Raw genomic sequence first — 17,877 nt, forward strand, 5'->3', positions numbered from 1 at the left:
CGCCGCCGACCCGCGCGCCCGCTACGCCGACGTCTTCCGCGTCCGCGAGTTCCGCTTCGTCTTCGCCGCCCACGTCATGTCGATCCTCGGCGAGGTCGTCGCGGCCATCGCGCTGACGGTCCTCGTCTACGACCGCACCGGCTCCCCGCTGCTGAGCGCGCTGACCCTCGGCGTCGGCATGCTGCCGTACCTCCTCGGCGGCACCCTGCTGTCCTCCGTCGCCGACCGCCTGCCCGCCCGCCGGGTGCTGGTGACCTGCGACCTGCTCGCCGCCTCCTGCTTCGCGGCGATGGTGCTCCCGGGGATGCCCGTGGCCGCGCTGCTGGCGCTGCGGTGCGTCGCCGGCGTCATCTCGCCGGTCTTCACCGGCACCCGGATCGCCACGCTGGCCGACATCCTCGGCACCGGCGACCGGTTCGTCCTCGGCCGCTCCGTCATCCGGCTCACCGCGCAGGCGGCGCAGCTCGTCGGCTTCGCCCTCGGCGGGCTGCTGGCGGCCTTCTCGCCGCGCGCGACGCTGACGGTGACGGCGCTGGGCATGGTCGGCTCCGCGCTGGTGCTGCGCTTCGGCACCCGCGCCCGCCCGGCCCGTTCGGCCGCCCCCGCCGCCACCGCCACCGACGGGGCCACCGCAGGCGGGCCGCCCGGCCGCGCCAGCACCGTCGCCGCCTCGCTGGCCGCCGCCGGCACGTTCCTGCGCGACCGCCGCATCCGGGCGCTGCTGCTGCTCACCTGGATCCCGCCGGCCTTCGTCGTCGCCCCCGAGGCGCTGGCCGCCGCGTACGCCGACGAGCTGGGCATCGGCGCGATCGGGCTCGGCCTGCTCATGACCGGCATGCCGGTCGGCGCGGTCACCAGCGAGATCCTCGCCGGCTCGCTGCTCGGCCCGCGCGGCCGGGAGCGGATCGTCTTCCCGGTGGCGGTGCTGTGCACGGTCCCGGCGATCGGCTTCGCCGCGCACCCCTCCTTCGGCTGGGCGCTGCCGCTGCTGGTGCTGACCGGCTTCGGCATCTCGTACTCGCTCGGCCTCGACCAGTGGTTCGTCGCCGCCGTGCCCGAGGAGATGCGCGGCCGGGCGATGACGCTGCAGACCGCGGGGCTGATGACGCTGCAGGGCGTGGGCATGGGCGGCGCGGGCGCGGTCGCGGAGTTCGTGCCCGTGCACCTGGCCGTCGCCGCCGTCGGGGTGACGGGCACGCTGTGCTCGCTGTTCGTCTGCCTGGAGGTGCGCCGGACCCGGCCGAAGCCGGAGATCGGGCTGACCGCGCCCTGACCGGGCGGTAGGGTCGCTGACGTGCCAAAGCCGCTGAGCCTGTCGTTCGATCCCATCGCGCGCGCCGACGACCTGTGGCGCCAGCGCTGGGGAGCCGTGCCCGCCATGGGGGCGATCACCTCGGTGATGCGCGCCCACCAGATCCTGCTGGCGCAGGTCGACGCCGTCGTCAAGCCGTACGGGCTGACCTTCGCGCGCTACGAGGCGCTGGTGCTGCTCACCTTCTCCCGGGCCGGCGAGCTGCCGATGTCCAAGATCGGCGAGCGGCTGATGGTGCACCCGACGTCGGTGACGAACACCATCGACCGGCTGGTGAAGTCCGGCTACGTGGCCAAGCGCCCCAACCCCAACGACGGCCGCGGCACGCTCGCCTCGATCACGGAGCGGGGGCGCGAGATCGTCGAGGAGGCGACGCGCGACCTCATGGCGATGGACTTCGGGCTGAGCGCGTACAGCGAGGAGGAGTGCGCGGAGATCTTCTCGATGCTGCGCCCGCTGCGGATAGCCGCCGGCGACTTCGAGCAGTAGCCCGCGCGGACCGGCCGCGTACGCCTACGTCGACGCCTCCGCGGCCGCGGGCGCGCCGTCGCGGGCGACCAGCGGCTCGACCTCCCGGGTGAGCTTCCGCTCGACGAAGAACGCCGCCGTCGGCACCGTCCCGGCGAGCAGCACCCACACCTGCCTGGCGATCGGGAGCTTCGCCTTGGAGCCGAGGTCGAAGGCGCACACCAGGTAGACGATGTACAGCCAGCCGTGGGCGATGCTCACGACCTTCGTGAAGCCGTCCGCACCGGAGAGGTCCAGGGCGTACTTGCCGATCATGCCGAGACACAGCAGGATCAGGAGCACGCCGGTCACGTACGCCATCGTGCGGTAGCGGGTGAGGACGCTCTTCTTCATGGCATCGAGCCTAAACCCCGCCGGGGACCCCCCGTGACCACCCCCACCCGGGCCACGTCTTGCGCTGCCGCGCCCGGGGCGTGCGACACTTAGTAGGACGTCCTACTAAGTGCGCAGCGCGATCCGCGCGCACGGAGAGGCGGTACGGCATGGACGCTGACGCCACCACGGCCCTCGAAGACGGCCGGCGCCGCTGGCAGGCGCGTTACGACGCGGCCCGCAAACGTGACGCGGACTTCACCACCCTTTCGGGCGACGACGTCGAGCCCGTCTACGGTCCGCGCCCCGGGGACGTCTACGAGGGCTTCGAGCGCATCGGCTGGCCCGGCGAGTTCCCGTACACCCGCGGCCTGTACGCCACCGGCTACCGCGGCCGCACCTGGACGATCCGCCAGTTCGCCGGCTTCGGCAACGCCGAGCAGACCAACGAGCGCTACAAGCTCATCCTCGGCCACGGCGGCGGCGGCCTGTCCGTCGCGTTCGACATGCCCACCCTCATGGGCCGCGACTCCGACGACCCGCACGCGCTGGGCGAGGTCGGGCACTGCGGCGTGGCCGTCGACTCCGCCGCCGACATGGAGGCGCTGTTCCGGGACATCCCGCTGGGCGGCATCACCACCTCGATGACGATCAGCGGCCCGGCCGTCCCGGTCTTCTGCATGTACCTGGTCGCGGCCGAGCGCCAGGGCGTCGACCCCGGCGTCCTCAACGGCACGCTGCAGACGGACATCTTCAAGGAGTACATCGCGCAGAAGGAGTGGCTCTTCCAGCCCGAGCCGCACCTGCGCCTCATCGGCGACCTGATGGAGTACTGCGCCGCGCGCATCCCCGCGTACAAGCCGCTGTCCGTCTCCGGCTACCACATCCGCGAGGCCGGCTCGACGGCCGCGCAGGAGCTGGCGTACACCCTCGCCGACGGCTTCGGATACGTGGAGCTGGGCCTGTCCCGCGGGCTCGACGTCGACTCCTTCGCGCCCGGCCTGTCCTTCTTCTTCGACGCCCACGTCGACTTCTTCGAGGAGATCGCCAAGTTCCGCGCCGCCCGCCGCATCTGGGCCCGCTGGCTGCGCGACGTGTACGGCGCGCGCAGCGAGAAGGCGCAGTGGCTGCGCTTCCACACCCAGACCGCGGGCGTGTCGCTGACCGCCCAGCAGCCGTACAACAACGTGGTGCGCACCGCCGTCGAGGCGCTGGCCGCGGTCCTCGGCGGCACCAACTCGCTGCACACCAACGCCCTCGACGAGACCCTGGCGCTGCCCAGCGAGCAGGCCGCCGAGATCGCGCTGCGCACGCAGCAGGTGCTGATGGAGGAGACCGGCGTGGCGAACGTCGCCGACCCCCTCGGCGGCTCCTGGTACGTCGAGCAGCTCACCGACCGGATCGAGGCCGACGCGGAGAAGATCTTCGAGCAGATCCGCGAGCGCGGCCGGCGCGCCCACCCCGACGGCAGGCACCCCGTCGGGCCGATCACCTCCGGAATCCTGCGGGGCATCGAGGACGGCTGGTTCACCGGCGAGATCGCCGAGTCCGCCTTCCGCTACCAGCGGGCGCTGGAGAAGGGCGAGAAGAAGATCGTCGGCGTCAACGGCCACACCGGCTCGGTCACCCACGACCTGGAGATCCTGCGGGTCAGCCACGAGGTGGAGCGCGAGCAGGTGCGCGCGCTGGCCGCCCGCAAGGGCGCCCGCGACGACGCCCGGGTGCGCGCCGCGCTGGACGGCATGCTCACGGCCGCCCGGGACGGCGGCAACATGATCGAGCCGATGCTGGCGGCGGTGCGGGCGGAGGCCACGCTCGGCGAGATCTGCGGCGCCCTGCGCGAGGAGTGGGGCGGCTACACCGAGCCGGCCGCCTTCTGACCCGTACGGGCCCGGGGAGGGCGGGGGAGCGGGGTCACACGACCAGGACGGACTTGCCGCGCGTGTGGCCCTTCTCCCAGTCCCGGATCGCCTCGGCGGCCTCGTCGAGCGCGTACCGCCTGCCCACGACCGGCTCGACCGTGCCGGACTCCAGCAGGCCGCGCACCTCCTCGACGTCCCCGGGCGTGGGGCGTACGTAGGGCGCCTTCACCTTCCGGCCGGAGAACAGCGAGCGTACGGAGCCGCCCAGGGAGCGCGGCAGGTCGCCGAGCCACGTGCCGCCGCCCTCGCCGCCGACGAGGACGATCGTGCCGCGCGGGGCCAGGACGCGGCGGAGTGCGGCGAGCGGGCGGCTGCCGGCGGTGTCGAGCACGAGGTCGTAGCGGGCGGCGCCGGCGGTGACGTCCTCTTCGGTGTAGTCGACCACGTGGTCCGCGCCGAGCGAGCGGACCAGTTCGGTCTTGTCCGTCCCGCAGACGCCGGTGACCTCCGCCTCGCGCGCCTTGGCCAGCTGGACGGCGAACGTGCCCACGCCGCCGCCGGCGCCGAGCACCAGGACGTGCCCGCCCGTCCGCAGCCCGCCCGCGTCGCGCAGGGCGCGCAGGGCGGTGATCGCGGAGGTGGGCACGGCCGCGGCGGCGTCGAAGTCCACGCCCGCCGGCTTGGCCGCGAACATCTCCGCGGGGCCGCGGCAGTACTCGGCGAAGGTCCCGTCGCTGCCGATGCCGAACACGTCGTCGCCCGGCGCGAAGCGGGTGACGCCCGCGCCGACGGCCTCGACGGTCCCGGCGGCGTCCCAGCCGCGCACCCGCACCTTCGGCGCCCGCAGGCCGAAGCCCATCAGGCGCATCAGATACGGCCGGCCGGTCATGAGGTGCCACACGCTCGGGTCGACGCCGGCGGCCCGTACCCGTACGACGATCCCGCCCGCACCGGGCTCCGGCTTGTCGACCTCGGCCGGCCGCAGCACCTCGGCCGGGCCGTAGCGGTCCTGGACGATCGCCCTCATGGTGTCCCTCCCCGCGGTGGGTGCCAGCATCCCGCCCCGGGTCCGGCGGCGGTAGACCCGGAGGGACTATTGCCCCGGCGGGTCCGGGCCGGCCGCCGGGTCCGTCAGGGCGGCCAGGCCCCGGGTCAGCAGGGTGGCGAAGGCGGTCGCCCAGGCCGCCGTCACCGGCTCCGCGCTGACCAGCAGCCGGTGCAGCACGGAGCCGGCGATCACGTCGAAGATCATGTCCGCGTTGCGGTCCGCCGCCGCCGCGTCCTGCTCGACGGGCAGCTCCCCGCGCGCCCGCGCCCGTTCGCGCCCCTGCAGCACCAGGTGCTTCTGCCGGTCCACGATCGAGCCGCGGATCCGCTCGCGCAGCGCCGCGTCGTGCGTCGACTCCGCCAGCACCGCCATCAGCGCGCCCCGCGTCCGCGGCTCCCGCAGCAGCGCGGCGAACTGCAGCACCACGCCCTCCACGTCCCGCGCCAGGCTGCCGTGGTCCGGCAGCCGCAGCGAGTCGAAGAGGTCGGCGAGCGCGTCCAGGACGAGTTCGTTCTTGCCCGGCCAGCGCCGGTAGAGGGTGGTCTTCGCCACTCCGGCGCGGGCCGCGACGCCGCCGAGCGTCACCCCGGCCCAGCCCGCCTCGGCGATCACGGCCCGGGCGGCGTCCAGGATGGCCCGGTCCGCGGTCGCGCTGCGCGGGCGGCCGGCGCGGCGGGCGGAGGGGGGCTCATGGCTCATGAGCTGGACCTTATCCCTTCTCTCCGGCGCTACACGCGGGTTACGCTACGACCCGTAGCGTAAGTCACCCCCGAGCGGCCGGTGTCTTCTGCTGCACCTGGAAACCCGCCCGGGACGAACCCTTCCGGGCGGGTTCACCGAGCGAACGGCAGCCCGTCCGTTCAACGAGCCGTGCGAAGGGGGGAGGATAGGGCGTATGCAGCCACGCAACATGTCTATGAGCGGAGCGGTCGACCTGGCCGCGGTGAAGGCGGCCGCCGAGGCCAAGGAGAAGGCGGAGGCGGCCCGCGCCCAGGCCGCCCGCGACGGCGTGCCGGCCCCGGGAGCCGGCGGGCTGGTCATCGATGTCGACGAGGCCGGCTTCCAGCAGGACGTCCTGCAGCGCTCCACCGAGGTCCCGGTCGTCGTCGACTTCTGGGCCGAGTGGTGCCAGCCGTGCAAGCAGCTCAGCCCGCTGCTGGAGCGGCTGGCGCAGGAGTACGCCGGCCGGTTCGTGCTGGCCAAGATCGACGTGGACGCCAACCAGATGCTGTTCCAGCAGTTCGGCGTCCAGTCCATTCCCGCGGTCTTCGCGGTCGTCGGCGGCCAGGCCATCCCGCTGTTCCAGGGCGCCGCCCCCGAGCCGCAGATCCGCCAGGTTCTGGACGAGCTGATCAAGGTCGCCGAGCAGCAGTTCGGCATCGTCGGACAGCCGGCGGCCGGCGACGCCGCCGAGGGCGTCGAGGCCGCGGACGGTGCGGCGGAGCAGGCGCCGGAGGAGCCTGCGGGCCCGTACGACAGCGCGCTGGCCGCGGCCGGCGACGCGCTGGACCGGGGCGACCTGGGCGGCGCGATCCAGGCGTACCAGAACGTGCTGTCCGACGACCCGGGCAACGTCGAGGCCAAGCTGGGCCTGGCGCAGGCCGAGCTGCTGCGCCGCGTCGAGGGGCTCGATCCCGCCGCCGCGCGCAAGGAGGCGGCGGACGACCCGGCGGACGTGCAGGCGCAGATCCGGGTCGCCGACCTGGATCTGGTGGGCGGGCACGTCGAGGACGCGTTCGGCCGGCTGGTCGACACGGTGGCGCGGACCGCGGGTGCGGACCGGCAGGCCGCGCGGGTGCGGCTGCTGGAGCTGTTCGAGGTCGTCGGCGGCGACGACCCGCGGGTGGCCGCGGGGCGGCAGGCGCTGGCCCGCGTGCTGTTCTGAGCGGGCCCGGGCGGGCCCTTGACGCGGTGAGGCGGCCCCGCGCCGCTTTGCCAAAAATTGACCGTGACCGAGGTGCGTTACTTGCAGTAACCCGTGCGCGGTCCGATGACCGTCTTTGTCGTGCTTTCTCGTGGAGTACGTCCGCGAGGAGCGGCGACCCAGGGTGCAGGATCCGGCCAATGTGGCCGGATCTGCGTCACCCGTGCGTTACTCGTTGGTAACGAACCCCTTGTGCGCCCCCCTTCCGATGGACCACGATCGCCATCCGGACAGGGGGGTTCCCCGTTCCCGCGGAGCGTGTGCGCGGAGCGGAGCCTGTCCGGACAACGAGTCGCTCGGGGGTGATCACCCCCCTTCGACGTAGCGCGTCCGCCGCCCGAAGCCCCGGACCCGCACCAGCCGCGCCCGCGTGCGCATGCGGATCCCCTCGCTCCGAGGACCGGCCCCGGGCCCAGGACGTACGTCCGAGAAGGAGGAAAGGCATGGAGTCCCAGGCACGTGGTGGGACCAGGTGGAAGCGGTTCGCCGTGGTCATGGTGCCGAGCCTGGCGGCGACCGCCGCGATCGGCGTGGCGCTCGGCCAGGGTGCGCTCGCGGCGTCGTTCAGCGTGTCGGGCCAGGAGTTCAAGGTCACGGCCGACCGCCTGGAGGGCACCGGCTTCGTCCAGTACGGGGGCGTCGACAGCGGACACGACCTCAACGGCGACGAGGCCACCCGGCCCGTCGCGATATCCGCCTTCAAGAGCGCGAAGATCGAAGGGATGTGCCAGTCGGTCGTCACCCCCGACATCCCGCTGCTCGGCTCGGTCAGCCTGGTGCTGAACGCAGGCGACGACAAGCCGGTGGAGGCCAAGAACCTCTACATCGACATCGCGCAGCTCGACGCCGACGCGACGTTCAAGAACATCAACATCGGGGTGGCCGCCGGTTCCAGCACCAAGGGCCCCGGCATCGGCAAGGGCGACAAGGCGAACCCGAACGGGTTCGCGCAGGAGGCCGACAAGGCCGTCCTCACCGACGTGAAGCAGACCGCCTGGGCCACCAGCGCCGGTACGTTCAAGCTGAGCGGGCTCAGCATGAAGCTGCACAAGGGCGTCAAAGAGTGCTTCTGACCAGGCACTCCGCCGGCGGGGAGGCGGCCACCGCTCCCCGCCGCCGCCCCAACTGACGTAAGCCGCACTGCCGTACCGGGGAGCTGTCATCATGAGCGCCGAGTTGCCGGACCTGCTGCGCCGCCTCAACACCTGGCGGCTGCGATTCCGCGCCTGGCGCGGCTCCCGTCCGTTCTGGGCGGGCCTGCTGACCATCGCGGGCGGCGTGCCGATCGGCGCGCTGCCGTACTACAACATCAAGCTCGGCAACCTCAGCCTGCAGATGGCCACGCAGGCGGGGGCCGGCGGCCTGATCATCGGCGTGCTGCTGGTGACCCTCGGGCTGACCATGTGGTTCCACAGCGTCGTCCGGGTGTTCGCGGGCGTCGCCTCCATCGTGCTGGCGCTGGTGTCGATACCGGTGTCCAACTTCGGCGGCCTGCTCGTGGGCTTCCTGCTCTCGATGGTCGGCGGCGCGCTGGCCGTGTCGTGGGCGCCGGGCGAACCCCTGGCCGAGGCCGCCGGGGACGCCGGCGGCGGGGACGCCGGGCGCGCTCGAGAGACCGCGGCCGGCGACGACCCCGCGGCCGGCTCCGCCGCCGCGGACGACGGGCCGGAGGAGACGGGCCCGGGGAGGAGAGCGGGCACCGGCGGCCGCGACGGGTCCGCCGACGCGCCCGGCGTGGACGTCCTCCAGGACATCGACGGCGGGAGGCACCGTGCGGCCGGATGACCAGACGGGGGCGGTGCACCGGGGCCCGCGGCACGCGGCCCCGCGCAGGCCGCTGCTCGGCCGGGTGCCGGCGGGCAAGGCGATAGCCCTGGCCGCCATGCCCACGGCGGTCTTCCTGGGCCTGGGCCTGACCCCGCGGCCGGCGATCGCCGAGGACGATCCGGCCGACCGCTGGCGTCCCGGGCCGTGTGCGGAGCAGTCGGACGAGCCGAAGGGCGAGGAGACCGCGGACGACGCGGACGACGCGGACGACGGTGACGCCGGAGACGCGGCGGACGCCGCCGAGGGCGATGGCGCGCCCGGCGCCGGGGAGCCGGCGGAGCCGGGCGGCGAGCCGTCGCCGAGCCCCTCGGCCGCGGCGGACGGGCCGGCGGCGGAGCAGCCGGACGGCGACGACGAGGACGGCTCCGGGGCCGGCGCCGGTGGTGCGGAGGATTCCGGTCAGGCGGAGCCGAGTCCGTCGCCGTCGGAGTCCCGCCCCTGGTACGACCCGCTGGGCCTCGGCGGCAAGATCGGCGACCTGCTCAACCCGGACGAGCCGGAATCCGGGTCCGAACCCGAGCCCGAACCGGAGCCGTCGGACGGCGCGGACGGCTCAGGGGGTGACTCCGGCTCCGGCGGTTCCGGCGGCGGCGACTCCGGCGCCGCGGCGGACGAGGAGCAGAGCGAGACCGAGAAGGCCATCCGCGACGCCGCCGACAAGGCCGGCGCCACCGTGGCGGAGCTGGACGACAAGGTCGAGGACACGGCCGAGAACCCCGCCGACGAGACGCCGGACACCGGTGCCGCCGGGGACGGCGCCGCCGCGGACGCCGACGGCAGGGAGCCCTTCCCCTGCCCGACCGCCGATCCCGAGGCCCTCGCCAACGCCGAGCTGGAGGCCGGGCTGCCGCTGCTGCCCGACGACCCCTGGCGGCTGGAGAGCACCAAGCTCACGCTCAAGGGCCTGAAGTACCACGGCATCGTCGAGGTGCAGACCTACAGCGGCGCGGTCAAGAAGGTGCTGAAGTACACCGCGGCCGACGGGGTGGACATCCGCGACCTGCACCAGACCGCAGTCGGACCCGGGAAGCACACCTCGCACGTACGGGCCGACAAGGGCAGCACCTCGACGATCCGCGACGGCACGGTGACCATGTACACCGAGGAGCTGAAGGGCAACCTGTTCGGGCTGATCCCGATGACGTTCAGCCCGAAGACCCCGCCGCCGCTGGACCTGCCGTTCGCGTTCTTCACCGACGTCCAGGTGATCCAGGCCGGTCAGTTCGGGGGCACCCTCACCGTGCCGGGCCTGGAGAACACCATCGATTGACATCCTCGCCTGCGTGATTCAGGCGATTCCGGTCAGCACCGCTGCGCGGTGCTCCCATGGGTTCCTGCTTCATCGGCCCCTGCCACCGGGGGTGGTGGTCTGACAAGGTCTCCACAGGCTTGACGTCCCGCCAGTCCGGCGGTAGGTCCGCCAACTAGGTTGTCGGACAAAGCGACTTTAGCAGTGCGGCTGCGGCCTTCCCCGCCGCTGGGCCCCCAGTGCCCGTACCTCCACCCAGAGGTGTGGGGGTGCGGGCGCGTGTTCGGTAGCGTCCGGCCGCGCCGCTCAGCGCTCGCCGCCCAGGTGGTGCACGCGCACCATGTTCGTGGTGCCCGGCACCCCGGGCGGCGACCCGGCGGTCATGACCATCGTGTCGCCCTCGTGGAAGCGGTTCAGCTTCAGCAGCTCCGCGTCCACCAGGTCGACCATCCCGTCGGTGTTGTCCACGTGCGGCACGAGCACCGGCTCCACGCCCCAGCTCAGACAGAGCTGGTTGCGCGTGCTCGGGTCCGTGGTGAAGGCCAGGATCGGCTGGCACGCGCGGTACCGCGACAGCCGCCGCGCGGTGTCGCCGGACTGGGTGAACGCCGCCAGCGCCCGGGCGTCCAGGAAGTCCGCGATCTCGCACGCGGCGCGGGCCACCGACCCGCCCTGCGTACGCGGCTTCTTGCCCGGCACCAGCGGCTGCAGCCCGCGCGACAGCAGCTCGTCCTCGGCGGCGGTGACGATCCGCGACATCGTCTTGACCGTCTCGATCGGGTACTTGCCGACCGACGACTCCGCCGACAGCATCACCGCGTCGGTGCCGTCGAGGATCGCGTTCGCGACGTCGGACGCCTCGGCGCGCGTCGGCCGCGACGAGCTGATCATCGACTCCATCATCTGGGTCGCGACGATGACCGGCTTGGCGTTGCGGCGGCACATCTCGACCAGCCGCTTCTGCACCATCGGCACCTTCTCCAGCGGATACTCCACCGCCAGGTCGCCGCGGGCCACCATCACGCCGTCGAAGGCGAGGACGATCTCCTCCATGTGGTCGATCGCCTGCGGCTTCTCGACCTTGGCGATCACCGGCACCCGCCGGCCGGCCTCGTCCATGATCCGGTGCACGTCGGCGACGTCGCCCGCGTCGCGTACGAAGGAGAGCGCGACCATGTCGCAGCCCATGCGCAGCGCGAAGCGCAGGTCGTCCACGTCCTTCTCGGACAGCGCCGGCACGTTCACCGCCACGCCCGGCAGGTTGATGCCCTTGTGGTCGGAGACGACGCCGCCCTCGATCACCATCGTGCGCACCTCGGGGCCGCGCACCTCCAGCACCTCAAGCGCCACCGCGCCGTCGTTGACGAGGATGCGCTCGCCGGGGGAGACGTCCCCGGGCAGGCCCTTGTACGTGGTGCCGCAGATCGACCGGTCGCCGGGCACGTCCTCGGTGGTGATGGTGAACTCGTCGCCGCGCATCAGCTCCACGGGGCCCTCGGCGAAGGTCTCCAGCCGGATCTTGGGCCCCTGCAGGTCGGCCAGCACCCCGATGGGCCGCCCGGTCTCCTCGGCGGCCTTGCGGAGCCGGTCGTAACGCTCCTGGTGCTCGGCCTGGGAGCCGTGGCTCATGTTGAAGCGGGCCACGGACATGCCGGCCTCGATCAGCGCTTTGAGCTGCTCGAAGGAGTCGACGGCGGGGCCCAGGGTGCAGACGATTTTCGCTCGGCGCATGACGGCATCCTATCGGTTTGTTCGCAACCGGAATTATTGCGGTGGAGGAAGCGACAAGCCGCGCTCGCCGACCAGGTCCCGCGTCTGGGTGGCGATCTCCAGCTCCTCGTCGGTGGGCACCACGGCCACCGCGACGGCCGAGCCGGGCGTGGACACCACCCGCGGCCCCGAGCCGCGCAGCGCGTTGCGCACCGGGTCCAGCTCCACGCCGAGCCCTTCGAGGCCGCGCAGCGCCGCCGCCCGCACCGCGGCGGAGTTCTCCCCGACGCCGGCGGTGAACGCGAGGGCGTCCACCCGGCCCAGCACGGCGGTGTACGCGCCGACGTACTTGCGGATGCGGTGGACGTACACGTCGAAGGCCAGCCGCGCCCGCTCGTCGCCCTCGGCGATCCGGCGGCCGATCTCCCGCATGTCGTTGTCGCCGCAGAGGCCGACGAGCCCGCTTCGCTTGTTGAGCAGGGTGTCGATCGCGTCGGTGGCCATGCCCGCCTCCCGGGCGAGATGGAAGATCACCGCCGGGTCGAGGTCCCCGCTGCGGGTACCCATCACCAGCCCTTCCAACGGGGTCATCCCCATCGACGTCTCCACGCACCGGCCGCCGGCGACCGCGGAGGCGCTGGCGCCGTTGCCGAGGTGCAGCACGATGACGTTGAACCCCCCGGGGCCCGCCGGATCGCGGCCGAGCAGCTCCGCCGCGGCGCGGGAGACGTAGGCGTGGGAGGTGCCGTGGAAGCCGTAGCGGCGGATCGCGTGGGCGTCGGCGACGGCCGGGTCGAGGGCGTAGCGCCAGGCGTGCTCGGGGAGGGTGGCGTGGAATGCGGTGTCGAAGACGGCGACCTGCGGCAGGTCGGGGCGCAGGTCGCGGGCGACGCGGATGCCGGCGATGTTCGCCGGGTTGTGCAGCGGGGCGAGCGGGACGAGCTTCTCCATCTCCGCGAGCACGCCGTTGTCGACGAGCGTCGGGCCGGTGAAGCGGGTGCCGCCGTGGACGGCGCGGTGGCCGACGGCCAGCAGGCCGGGGGAGTCCAGCCCGTGCCCGGCGGCGGCCAGCTCCTCGCCCACGGTGCGCAGCGCCGCCGCGTGGTCCGCCACCCCGCTCCCCGGTTCGCCGATCCGCTCGACGACCCCGCGGGCGGGGCGGCGCGCCCCGGGGACCGGTCCGGCCATGTCGATGAGCTGGTACTTCAGCGAGGAGGAGCCGGAGTTGAGTACCAGGACCCGGGTCGCGGCGGTCATGAGCGCCCGCCCGGCGCCGGTGCGGCACCGCCCTGCGCCTGTACGGCGGTGATCGCCACCGTGTTGATGATGTCCTGCACGAGCGCGCCCCGGGACAGGTCGTTCACCGGCTTGTTCAGCCCCTGCAGCACCGGCCCCACGGCGATCGCGCCGGCGGTGCGCTGCACCGCCTTGTACGTGTTGTTGCCGGTGTTGAGGTCGGGGAAGACCAGCACCGTGGCCTGCCCGGCGACCCGCGAGCCGGGCATCTTGGCGGCGGCGACGGTGGCGTCCACCGCCGCGTCGTACTGGATCGGGCCGGCCACTTCGAGGTCGGGCCGCCGGTCCCGGACCAGCTCGGTCGCCCGCCGCACCTTGTCGACGCCCGAGCCGGACCCCGAGGTGCCGGTGGAGTACGACAGCATCGCCACCCGCGGCTCCACGCCGAACTGCGCCGCCGTCGTCGCCGACTGGATGGCGATGTCCGCGAGCTGCTCGGCGTCCGGGTCGGGGTTGACCGCGCAGTCCCCGTACACCAGGACCCGGTCCGCCAGGCACATGAAGAAGACGGACGACACGATCGAGGCGCCGGGCGCGGTCCTGATCACCTCGAACGCCGGGCGCACGGTGGCCGCCGTGGAGTGCGCGGCGCCGGAGACCATGGCGTCGGCCAGGCCCTGCTGGACCATCAGGGTGCCGAAGTAGTTGACGTTCCCGACGACGTCGTACGCCATGTCCACGCTGACCCCGCGGTGCGCGCGGTACTGCGCGTACAGCTCGGCGAAGCTCTCGCGCAGCGGCGAGACGCGCGGGTCGGTGATCCGCGCCGACGGCGGCGCGGCCGGGCCCTGCGCCGCCGGCGCGTTCGCGGCCTGCACCGCCGGCGCGTCCGCGCCCAGCAGCGGCAGGCTCAGCCCCAGCTCCGCCGCGCGCTTGCGGATCGTCTGCTCCTCGCCGAGGAGGGTGAGATCGCACACCCCGCGCCGTACCAGCACCTCCGCCGCCAGCAGCACCCGCTCCTCCGTACCCTCCGGCAGCACCACGTGCCTGCGGTCGCTCTGCGCCCGCTCGATCAGCATGTGCTCGAACATCATCGGCGTCACCCGGCCGGTCGCCGCCACCGTCAGCCGCCCGGTGAGCTGCGCGGAGTCCACGTGCGACTCGAAGAGGCCGAGGGCGATGTCCGCCTTGCGGGGCGTGGCGGCGTTCAGCTCGCCGCGCAGCCCCACCAGCGCGGCGGCGGTGGGGAACGACCCCTCGGCCACCGTCAGCAGCGGCGTCCCCGGCGCCAGCCGTTCGGCCAGCGCCATGATGTCCGGGCCGGGCCGCTCGTCCAGCGTCAGCAGCAACCCGGCGATGGCGGGGGAGCCCGCCGAGTGCGCGGCCAGCGCGCCGACGACCAGGTCCGCGCGGTCGCCGGGCGTGATGACCAGGCAGCCCTCGCTCAGCGCCGGCAGGAAGGCGGGCAGCATCGCGCCGCCGAAGACGAAGTCGCGTACGTCCCGGGCCAGCCCGCCGGCGTCGCCGGCCAGCAGCCCGGCGCCGAGGGCGTCCCGTATCTGCGCGACGGTGGGCGCGGCGAGGCCGGCGTCCTCGGGGACGACGTACACCGGCACGGGCAGGTGCCCGCCGGGCTCCGCGACGGCCTGCCGGACCTGCGCGGCGGCGGCCGGGGCGACGCGGTTGGCGACCATCGCCAGGACGTCGCAGCCGAGCGAGGCGTACGCGTCGTGGGCGTTGCGGACCTCGGCGGCCACCGAGTCCGCGGGCTGCCCGGCGCCGCCGACGACGGGCAGCACGGCGGCGCCGCACTCGTTGGCGAGGCGGGCGTTGAGGGCCAGCTCGGCGGGGATGCTGGTGTCGGCGTAGTCGCTGCCGAGGACGAGCACCGCCTCGTAGTCGGCGGCGACCTCGTGGAACCGCCCCACCAGCCGCGCCACCAGCGCGTCCGTCCCCTCCTCCGCCTGCAGCACGGAGGCCCTCTCGTACGTCATGCCGAGCACGCCGGCGCGCGGCTGGCTCAGCCGGTAGCGGGCGCGCAGCAGGTCGAAGACGGGATCGGGGGCGTCGGCGCCGGCGTGGCCCAGCGGGCGGAAGATCCCGACCCGGTCGACCTGGCGGGAGAGCAGCTCCATCATGCCCAGCTCGACGACCTGGCGGCCGTCCCCGCGGCCGATGCCGGCGACGTAGACGCTGCGGGCCACTCCTGCACTCCATCCGTCGCGGTCCCGTCCGACCATACCGCCGGGCCGGGGGCGGGCGCGCGGCGACCGCCCGCCGACGGCGCCCCGACCGCGCCCCGGCCGCTCGCTGACCGCGCGGTGTGACCGAGGGTTAACCGGCCGTTCGGGCAGGTGACCTCCGGGGCATGGGAGAATCGTCTTCGAGCATGCATGCGACGGCACCGAGCAGGAGAGACATGCGCATCGGAGTACTCACGGCAGGCGGAGACTGCCCCGGCCTGAACGCGGTGATCAGGTCGGTGGTCCACCGGGCCGTGGCCGGTCACGGTGACGAGGTGATCGGATTCGAGGACGGCTTCAAGGGCCTTCTCGAAGGGCGGTACCACAAGCTGGACCTCAACGCCGTGAGCGGCATCCTCGCCCGCGGCGGGACCGTCCTCGGCTCGTCCCGGCTGGAGCGCGACCGGCTCCGCGAAGCCTGCGAGGACACCGAGGAGCTGAGCCGTGAGCTGGCCCTCGACGCGCTCATCCCGATCGGCGGCGAGGGCACCCTGACCGCCTCGGCGATGCTCGCCGACGCGGGACTGCCGGTCGTCGGCGTGCCCAAGACCATCGACAACGACATCTCCGCCACCGACCGCACCTTCGGCTTCGACACCGCCGTCGGCGTGGCCACCGAGGCGATGGACCGGCTGAAGACCACCGCCGAGTCCCACCAGCGCGTCATGGTCGTCGAGGTCATGGGCCGGCACGCCGGCTGGATCGCGCTGGAGTCCGGCATGGCCGGCGGCGCCCACGGCATCTGCCTGCCGGAGCGGCCCTTCGACATCGGCAACCTCTGCAAGATGGTCGAGGAGCGCTTCGACCGGCAGAAGAAGTTCGCCGTCATCTGCGTCGCCGAGGGCGCGCACCCGGCGGAGGGCACGATGGAGTACCAGAAGGGCGAGATCGACCAGTACGGCCACGAGCGCTTCACCGGCATCGGCAACCGCCTGGCCGTCGAGCTGGAGCGCCGCCTGGGCAAGGAGGCCAAGCCGGTCATCCTCGGCCACGTCCAGCGCGGCGGCACGCCCACGGCGTACGACCGGGTGCTGGCCACGCGCTACGGGTGGCACGCGGTGGAGGCGGTGCACCGCGGCGACTTCGGGCAGATGACGGCGCTGCGCGGCACGGACATCGTGATGGCCCCGCTGGCGCAGGCGACGCGGGAGCTGAAGCGGGTGCCGGAGGACAGGATGGACGAGGCGGAGGTCGTGTTCTGACGGCGGCGTGACGGCTGTCCCGCCGGGCGCCCGGTTCGGTAACGTACCGAGCGCAGTCCGCCACCGGGGTGCAACCGGCCGGGCACCGGCGGCGGTTGCACCCGCCGACCGACCGGGGGCCTCCCGCCGTGCAGACACGCGCCGGTCCGGCCGGGCCGCTCCCGGGGGCAGGCGGGCGGCGATGACGTTCCGGCAGCACCTGAAGCAGGAGGCGTACCGGATCCTGGACACCTTCCCGGTGGCGGTGCGGCCCGAGATCTATGTCGTCGCCCTCCAGATCGACCGCGTCGACCAGGACGCCCGCTACCCGTACGTGCGCGTCGGCTACAACACCGAGGCGCAGGTCCGCCGCGAGTGCGCGGCGGCGCGCGGCGAGCCGGATCCCGGCGGCGAGGTGCGGTGGTCGTACGCGTACTGGATCCTGGAGGGCTTCGAGCGCGTCGGCCATGTGCCGGAGGACCCCGTGGGCACCGTGCTGCACCGGACGGAGGCGACGGCGAAGGGGCTCTGGTTCGAGGACGGGGAGCGGTTCTCGGACCGGTGGTCCACGGTGTACGGCGTGCTGTGCGCGGACTTCGCCGAGGACTGCGTGGAGGTGGCCCGGCATCTGCACGGGACGGGCCGGGTCGCGGAGGTGCTGGGGCGGCCGGTGCCCGTGGTGCTGTTCGACATGGACGATTCGGAGGAGCAGGTCCCGCTCACGGCGGAGGCCAACCCGCCGGAGCTGGTGGCGGACTACCTGGCGTGGCAGCGGGCGCAGTCGGCGGAGTAGCGCGCGGGCGCCTCACAGCCGCGTGGCGGTGCGGACGAGCAGCGCGAGGGCGAGCGAGCGGCTGTGCGCGGGCCAGGCGATGTGGGTGACGACCGGGGGCGCGTCGGCCAGGGGGACGGCGGCGTGCTTGGCCCACAGCCAGGCGCGGGCGGACTCGGGGAAGACCGCCACGGTGCGGTCGAGGGCGATCAGCTGGGCCAGCTCCGTCTGGTCGTGGATCACGGGGCCGGGGCCGGGGGTGTCGTGGGACCAGCGGGCGAGCGGAAGGCCGGGGATGCCGGCGACGTCGGCCAGGGTCAGGGACGTACGCGCGGCGAGGGGGTGCGCGGCGGGCAGGACGGCGATCTGCCCCTCGGTGGTCAGCTCCTCGCTGTCGAAGCCGGCGAGGGAGTTGAACGGGGTGTGCATGAGCGCCACGTCGGCGCGGCCGTCGCGGAGCATGTCGCCCTGCTCGCACGTGCCGCTGGGCAGCACCTCGACCGCGGCGGCGCCGGGCTCGGCCGCGTAGGCGTCGAGGAGTTTGTGCAGCAGCTCGTGGGCGGCGGCGGCCTTCACCGCCAGCACCAGGCGGTCGCCGGTGCCGCCGGTGCCGCCCGGGCCGTCCGCGCCGTCCGCGCCGCCGGGGAAGCGGGTGCGGCGGACGGCGGCGCGG

The 17,877-nt window shown here is 73.8% G+C and carries 16 protein-coding genes; 9 read left to right on the forward strand and 7 right to left on the reverse strand.

Features of this window, described 5'->3' with window-relative positions:
* Together ABD317_RS19820 and ABD317_RS19825 are read left to right on the forward strand one after the other, a co-directional pair.
* On the forward strand, positions 1-1,273 hold a 1,273-nt coding region (locus ABD317_RS19820), incomplete at its 5' end, for an MFS transporter (RefSeq protein ID WP_344291289.1).
* A gap of 21 nt (positions 1,274-1,294) precedes the next feature.
* Complete coding sequence (locus tag ABD317_RS19825) at positions 1,295-1,801, forward strand: MarR family transcriptional regulator (RefSeq protein WP_027755283.1); 507 nt, start codon at positions 1,295-1,297, stop codon at positions 1,799-1,801.
* A gap of 24 nt (positions 1,802-1,825) precedes the next feature.
* Here ABD317_RS19825 and ABD317_RS19830 read toward each other — a convergent pair whose 3' ends face one another.
* A complete protein-coding gene (locus tag ABD317_RS19830; protein WP_027755282.1) occupies positions 1,826-2,173 on the reverse strand; it encodes a DUF3817 domain-containing protein in 348 nt (115 codons plus the stop codon).
* 149 nt (positions 2,174-2,322) lie between these two features.
* On the opposite strand from ABD317_RS19830, the gene icmA reads away from it, so the two are divergent.
* Complete coding sequence (gene icmA / locus ABD317_RS19835) at positions 2,323-4,032, forward strand: coenzyme B12-dependent isobutyryl-CoA mutase large subunit (protein WP_027755281.1); 1,710 nt, start codon at positions 2,323-2,325, stop codon at positions 4,030-4,032.
* 34 nt (positions 4,033-4,066) lie between these two features.
* On the opposite strand, the gene ABD317_RS19840 is transcribed toward icmA, so the two are convergent.
* Together ABD317_RS19840 and ABD317_RS19845 are read right to left on the reverse strand one after the other, a co-directional pair.
* Positions 4,067-5,041: an NAD(P)-dependent alcohol dehydrogenase gene (locus tag ABD317_RS19840; RefSeq protein ID WP_344291290.1), complete on the reverse strand. Its 975-nt coding sequence runs from the start codon at positions 5,039-5,041 to the stop codon at positions 4,067-4,069.
* A gap of 66 nt (positions 5,042-5,107) precedes the next feature.
* Entirely contained in the window at positions 5,108-5,761 is a 654-nt protein-coding gene (locus ABD317_RS19845; RefSeq protein ID WP_344291291.1) for a TetR/AcrR family transcriptional regulator, read from the reverse strand.
* A 196-nt stretch (positions 5,762-5,957) separates the two neighbouring features.
* Between ABD317_RS19845 and ABD317_RS19850 the strand changes: the two genes are divergently transcribed.
* The 4 genes from ABD317_RS19850 to ABD317_RS19865 all read left to right on the forward strand — a co-directional run bounded on the left by ABD317_RS19850 (position 5,958) and on the right by ABD317_RS19865 (position 10,083).
* Positions 5,958-6,947, forward strand: coding sequence for a tetratricopeptide repeat protein (locus tag ABD317_RS19850; RefSeq protein WP_344291292.1), 990 nt, complete (start codon positions 5,958-5,960; stop codon positions 6,945-6,947).
* Between the two features lie 482 nt (positions 6,948-7,429).
* Positions 7,430-8,059 carry a DUF6230 family protein gene (locus ABD317_RS19855; RefSeq protein ID WP_027755277.1) on the forward strand — a complete coding sequence of 210 codons (630 nt, stop codon included), beginning with the start codon at positions 7,430-7,432 and terminating at the stop codon, positions 8,057-8,059.
* 91 nt (positions 8,060-8,150) lie between these two features.
* Complete coding sequence (locus ABD317_RS19860) at positions 8,151-8,771, forward strand: DUF6114 domain-containing protein (protein WP_344291293.1); 621 nt, start codon at positions 8,151-8,153, stop codon at positions 8,769-8,771.
* Positions 8,758-10,083: a hypothetical protein gene (locus tag ABD317_RS19865; protein ID WP_344291294.1), complete on the forward strand. Its 1,326-nt coding sequence runs from the start codon at positions 8,758-8,760 to the stop codon at positions 10,081-10,083. The genes ABD317_RS19860 and ABD317_RS19865 overlap by 14 nt, the downstream gene beginning before the upstream one ends.
* A 285-nt stretch (positions 10,084-10,368) precedes the next feature.
* Here ABD317_RS19865 and pyk read toward each other — a convergent pair whose 3' ends face one another.
* The 3 genes from pyk to pta are packed head-to-tail and all read right to left on the reverse strand — an operon-like array spanning position 10,369 to position 15,212.
* A complete protein-coding gene (gene pyk, locus ABD317_RS19870; protein ID WP_344291295.1) occupies positions 10,369-11,793 on the reverse strand; it encodes a pyruvate kinase in 1,425 nt (474 codons plus the stop codon).
* A gap of 33 nt (positions 11,794-11,826) precedes the next feature.
* The gene (locus ABD317_RS19875) at positions 11,827-13,029 is read right to left on the reverse strand and encodes an acetate/propionate family kinase (RefSeq protein ID WP_344291296.1); all 1,203 of its coding nucleotides are present in this window, start codon (positions 13,027-13,029) and stop codon (positions 11,827-11,829) included.
* Positions 13,026-15,212 carry a phosphate acetyltransferase gene (pta, locus tag ABD317_RS19880; RefSeq protein ID WP_344291297.1) on the reverse strand — a complete coding sequence of 729 codons (2,187 nt, stop codon included), beginning with the start codon at positions 15,210-15,212 and terminating at the stop codon, positions 13,026-13,028. The genes ABD317_RS19875 and pta overlap by 4 nt, the downstream gene beginning before the upstream one ends.
* A gap of 215 nt (positions 15,213-15,427) precedes the next feature.
* Between pta and ABD317_RS19885 the strand changes: the two genes are divergently transcribed.
* Together ABD317_RS19885 and ABD317_RS19890 are read left to right on the forward strand one after the other, a co-directional pair.
* Positions 15,428-16,453: an ATP-dependent 6-phosphofructokinase gene (locus tag ABD317_RS19885; RefSeq protein ID WP_027755271.1), complete on the forward strand. Its 1,026-nt coding sequence runs from the start codon at positions 15,428-15,430 to the stop codon at positions 16,451-16,453.
* 181 nt (positions 16,454-16,634) lie between these two features.
* Positions 16,635-17,225, forward strand: a complete 591-nt coding sequence (locus ABD317_RS19890; protein WP_344291298.1) for a hypothetical protein — start codon at positions 16,635-16,637, stop codon at positions 17,223-17,225.
* Positions 17,226-17,237: 12 nt separating this feature from the next.
* On the opposite strand, the gene ABD317_RS19895 is transcribed toward ABD317_RS19890, so the two are convergent.
* Positions 17,238-17,877: LysR substrate-binding domain-containing protein (locus tag ABD317_RS19895; protein WP_344291299.1), on the reverse strand; the 640-nt coding region annotated here is incomplete at its 5' end.

It is taken from the genome of Streptomyces synnematoformans, from assembly GCF_039531005.1.
Taxonomy (GTDB): Bacteria; Actinomycetota; Actinomycetes; order Streptomycetales; family Streptomycetaceae; genus Streptomyces; species Streptomyces synnematoformans.

Bases quoted from the DNA above. Each gene is read 5' to 3' on its own strand.
- ABD317_RS19830 (WP_027755282.1), bottom strand. From the start codon at position 2,173: ATGAAGAAGAGCGTCCTCACCCGCTACCGCACGATGGCGTACGTGACC.
- icmA (WP_027755281.1), top strand. From the start codon at position 2,323: ATGGACGCTGACGCCACCACGGCCCTCGAAGACGGCCGGCGCCGCTGG.
- ABD317_RS19840 (WP_344291290.1), bottom strand. From the start codon at position 5,041: ATGAGGGCGATCGTCCAGGACCGCTACGGCCCGGCCGAGGTGCTGCGG.
- ABD317_RS19845 (WP_344291291.1), bottom strand. From the start codon at position 5,761: ATGAGCCATGAGCCCCCCTCCGCCCGCCGCGCCGGCCGCCCGCGCAGC.
- ABD317_RS19850 (WP_344291292.1), top strand. From the start codon at position 5,958: ATGCAGCCACGCAACATGTCTATGAGCGGAGCGGTCGACCTGGCCGCG.
- ABD317_RS19855 (WP_027755277.1), top strand. From the start codon at position 7,430: ATGGAGTCCCAGGCACGTGGTGGGACCAGGTGGAAGCGGTTCGCCGTG.
- ABD317_RS19860 (WP_344291293.1), top strand. From the start codon at position 8,151: ATGAGCGCCGAGTTGCCGGACCTGCTGCGCCGCCTCAACACCTGGCGG.
- pyk (WP_344291295.1), bottom strand. From the start codon at position 11,793: ATGCGCCGAGCGAAAATCGTCTGCACCCTGGGCCCCGCCGTCGACTCC.
- ABD317_RS19875 (WP_344291296.1), bottom strand. From the start codon at position 13,029: ATGACCGCCGCGACCCGGGTCCTGGTACTCAACTCCGGCTCCTCCTCG.
- ABD317_RS19885 (WP_027755271.1), top strand. From the start codon at position 15,428: ATGCGCATCGGAGTACTCACGGCAGGCGGAGACTGCCCCGGCCTGAAC.
- ABD317_RS19890 (WP_344291298.1), top strand. From the start codon at position 16,635: ATGACGTTCCGGCAGCACCTGAAGCAGGAGGCGTACCGGATCCTGGAC.